We start from the raw sequence: 4,038 nt of genomic DNA, 5'->3' as shown, positions 1-4,038 counted from the left end.
AATGTTTGGCTTATGGAATGTCCACACTGCGGATATGTTGCAGCAAGGCTTGACAATGAACTCAAGACATCACCTGATTTTCTTAAAAGTGAGGAATATCTAACCTGCGAAGGAAATGACTTCAAGTCCGACTTGTCCAAAAGATTCTATAGGCGTTATCTCATATCAAAGGCTGAAAATGACCATAATTCTGAATTTTATTCTCTTCTTCATTGCGCCTGGGCATGTGACGATACCGATGATGGGCTTGCAGTTGAAATGAGAAAACTGGCAGTGGATTTGGTTGACAAGGTTGACGACGAAAATGAAAACCTGAAACTAATAAAGGCTGATTTGCTTAGAAGATCACTGCAGTTCGAAAGGCTGATTGAAGAATATTCAGATTTCACAAGCAATGATAAGCTTTCATATTCCATCATAAGGTTCCAGCTTGGGCTTGCAGCAATGGAGGACAGCGACTGTTATACAATACAGGAAGTCGTTAACGAATTCGATCCCACCGAATAATTAAAAAAATAGTCTGAAGTTAATGGCCACCATATGACTGCATTACGGCCATCATTTTCTTTTTCTCGGAGTAGGAAGCTCATCATACATTTTCTCAAAAAGTTCCTTTAGAAATGCCTTATTTTCCAAATCATCAACCAGAACCATTTCCTTTGCACCATCATATGGAAGTTCCATACTGGCATCAGACATCATTGACATCGCCGATTTCACAGGCTTGACAAGAAATCTGTCATCATAAATTCCGCCAACAATCTTTGCGCGATAATATATGATGTACTCACCCATCATTGCCCTATATGATATCTCATCCAAATCAGATAACTGCTCCAGCACGTATTCCAGATATTGTTTGCTTGACGGCATTTAAACACCTCATTAAAAAAAATAAGATGTAGATGAAAAAAAATCACCTACCCAATAAATTAATTTTACAGCTAGAAGAATTATAGATTGAATCACCTTTAAATTCAAATAATATATATCCAAATGCTGAATTGCGGTACACCGAACCAGGAGCAATTGACAAATAAGTATCTTCATTGGACATTATAGTGCCATTATACTCAACCGTATCACTTCCCCAGTTTATGCGGTAATAGCAACTGTAGTCAACTTCCTTGTTTATATATTTGCCTGATTCATCCATCAAAATGACTTCAACATCAGCAGCATTGAAATCACCAAAATCATTGAAGTAATAATTACCAACTATAACAGCCAATGTTGTATTAATTTTTTTATTTGAAATGGATATTTGGCTACTTGCTTTTGATGCCTTGTAGTTGGCGGATGCCTTTACACTGACAATCACCTTATGGTTGGCATTGCTTAGTGACTTTGTACTGATGCTTACTTGTCCGTTAGCATTTGTCTTAAGGTTATAATTTTTAGATTGAGATCCTGCGTATACGTTAACTAAAACTTTAACGTTTTTCATTGCAGCCCCAGATTCCTTGTTTTTGACTGTGACCTTGAATGTTCCTGCCATATTGTATCTGTTGTTGACCGTAGGCGCATATATCTTCAAGGTAGCCTTGACTATTTTAATGGAACTTGTTTTGGAAGATGCAGAAACATATTTTGTATCCCCATTCTCAACAATAACCTTATGTGTACCTATGCTTAACTTTGAAGCTGAGTATTTTGCAATGCCCTTTGAGTTGGTATTGGCGCTTACTGTCTTAAATTTTTTACCTGTGAAAATTTTCAGTTTCAATTTTACACCAGACATTGCCTTTTTGGTTTTTGTGTTAATTACCTTAGTTTGGAAGTATTTTCCGGAAGAGTAGCTGGTGGATAACTTAGTAGGTGTCAATTTAGCCTGTGCCTTATTAATTTTAATGTTTTTAAGAGTAACTGCATCTGCAGAAATATCATCATCCAATAATGTAGCCTTAACACTATATGTACCTGGAGCATAAGGAATATTATAGGTTGCAACTCCTTTGGAGTTGGTTCTCACAAACGCTGTTTTTCCGTTTGAAAATTTTAAATTAACCCCCATATTTGGAATGACAGTTTTATCGGAATATAAAACTTTTATGTTTAAAACTGAACTTTTATAATAGTTTCCAGATACTGAAAGTTTCACTGTAGCTTTTTCATCATATTTCAATCCTGAAAGTATTATTCCATCAGAACATTCAATATTTCTTCCATAGTAAGGAGCAGTGTTTTTCCTGAAACTTGATTTAGATATTGTTCCTTTCTCACTGCCCCAAGAAATTGCTCCACCCCCACCACTAGAAGTTGCAGAATTACCTATGAAGTTACAATCGGTCAAAATCCCATTTTCACCAAACCAACAGACAGCTCCACCAAATTTAGCCGTATTTTCTGTGAAATCACAATCAAAAACAGAACCGTTTAATCCCTGCCAGTCAATAGCTCCCCCATTATCTGCCTTATTTTTCATGAAATTACAATTTGTTATTTTTGCTTCAGGAATTGATGAGACAAAAACAGCCCCACCAAATTTCGCAGAATTACTTTTGAAAGTGCTGTCTTTTATGGTGTTGTTGATTCCACCCATATATACTGCACCGCCATCAGAGGTTGCTGAATTGCTTATGAAAGTACAGTTGATTAGAATACCGTTATTTCCAAGCCATCTAATTGCACCCCCGTCTTCGTCTGAAAATCCATTCTTGAAGACAATGTTTTTGATTACAACATCATTTGCGGAAACTTGAATTATGCTACATTTTTTATCACCATCCAATATATGGCCATTACCGTCAAGGATTATGGAATGATATATCCCAATATGACTCCCATAACTTTTATAGTCCTGATCAAGTTCAATTGTATCTCCAGAATCAGATTCCTGAATCAAATCATTTAGATTATAAAGATCATCGTCTTCAACATCCATTTCAAGAGATTCATTATCAATATTGTTTGACATTAAATTATCATCAGTTAGATTGTCGCTGGCACTTGCCATAGAAATGGAAAAAATTCCCACCAACAATATCAATAGCATTACCATTGAATACCTTTTCTTCAACATTATTTATCACATCCAATAATATATTCATTTGTAATATTTGTAAAAAATCCATAATAAGTTATGTAAAGAAATTGCTTTAATTAATAAATCATTATTAAAATTAATAGTGCACGTCATCATCAAAAAGTTTTGATTTTCATTTGAAAGTGTCTTTTTGCATTTAAAATGGTAATATAATTGCAGAAGAATCAAAAGAATTATGCTGAGGTTATTAACATATTCACCAAATAAAAAACAGCATAATCCTTGCTGGTTTCAGTATATTTAATCATTACAACTTTCCTCCAATGCTTTTTTTGTAAATCGAATAGCGCCCGCACTATGGATGCGAACAATTCTGTTTTCATCATTTTGTGCTATCCATTCCAGTTTTTCAAGGTAGGGTATTACATAATCAGGTTTTTGTTTTCCAATCACCCGGAACATTTCAGGTGCTTCTATCCTAACTTTCTGTCCTGAATCAAAAATCATGTCATAAAAAATATCTAATTTTTCACAAAATAGGTCCGGAGCGGTTGAAGCTATGTTTTCACAGGCCCAGACAAATGAATGTCTAACATTTTCGGACTCGTCCAATCTCATGTCCATCAGTTTGTCTAAATGAGGAATTATCAGATTCTTATCTGCCCTTCCTATTCTTCCAATCGCATTGACTGACCTTTCCCTCAATTTTGAATCATCATTGTCCATGTAACTGACAATGTCTTCAACATATCCTTCAATTTCTTTGGGATGTCTCAGCCCCATCTCTCCTAAAAGCCATAACGCCTTTGCCTTGACGGCATTTGAATAAGCATTATTCAGTTTATCTGCGACACAATCAATATTTACCTTCCAACTCTGCCGGTCCTTTGTCAAATCTCGCAATTCTTTTAGAATAACCTTATCATCCATATTTAATTATTTTAAGTTAATCACTTTAAATGTATCTATGTTAATTTGGAGAATATGAGTAAGAATTTCTTAAAAAAAAGAGTGACATGATACGACATTGCCAAAATTAAAAAAAAATAAGA

4 protein-coding genes are annotated in these 4,038 nt (G+C 34.9%); 1 reads left to right on the top strand and 3 read right to left on the bottom strand.

The features are described from left to right. Positions 1-507: hypothetical protein (locus tag E7Z79_RS09385; RefSeq protein ID WP_303739681.1), on the top strand; the 507-nt coding region annotated here is incomplete at its 5' end. A gap of 51 nt (positions 508-558) precedes the next feature. Here E7Z79_RS09385 and E7Z79_RS09380 read toward each other — a convergent pair. The 3 genes from E7Z79_RS09380 to E7Z79_RS09370 all read right to left on the bottom strand — a co-directional run bounded on the left by E7Z79_RS09380 (position 559) and on the right by E7Z79_RS09370 (position 3,916). Further along, the gene (locus E7Z79_RS09380) at positions 559-873 is read right to left on the bottom strand and encodes a TfoX/Sxy family protein (protein ID WP_303739680.1); all 315 of its coding nucleotides are present in this window, start codon (positions 871-873) and stop codon (positions 559-561) included. A gap of 43 nt (positions 874-916) precedes the next feature. Further along, positions 917-3,022, bottom strand: coding sequence for a hypothetical protein (locus E7Z79_RS09375; RefSeq protein WP_303739679.1), 2,106 nt, complete (start codon positions 3,020-3,022; stop codon positions 917-919). 264 nt (positions 3,023-3,286) lie between these two features. Next, a complete protein-coding gene (locus E7Z79_RS09370; protein ID WP_303739678.1) occupies positions 3,287-3,916 on the bottom strand; it encodes a HEAT repeat domain-containing protein in 630 nt (209 codons plus the stop codon). Positions 3,917-4,038 lie beyond the last annotated feature (122 nt).

The organism is Methanobrevibacter thaueri (assembly GCF_015062905.1).
Taxonomy (GTDB): Archaea; Methanobacteriota; Methanobacteria; order Methanobacteriales; family Methanobacteriaceae; genus Methanocatella; species Methanocatella thaueri_A.
This window is presented reverse-complemented; position numbering and strand designations above follow the sequence as displayed.

What these genes read in the sequence shown, in the direction of transcription:
- E7Z79_RS09380 (WP_303739680.1), bottom strand. Translation starts at nt 873, where the DNA reads ATGCCGTCAAGCAAACAATATCTGGAATACGTGCTGGAGCAGTTATCT.
- E7Z79_RS09375 (WP_303739679.1), bottom strand. Translation starts at nt 3,022, where the DNA reads ATGTTGAAGAAAAGGTATTCAATGGTAATGCTATTGATATTGTTGGTG.
- E7Z79_RS09370 (WP_303739678.1), bottom strand. Translation starts at nt 3,916, where the DNA reads ATGGATGATAAGGTTATTCTAAAAGAATTGCGAGATTTGACAAAGGAC.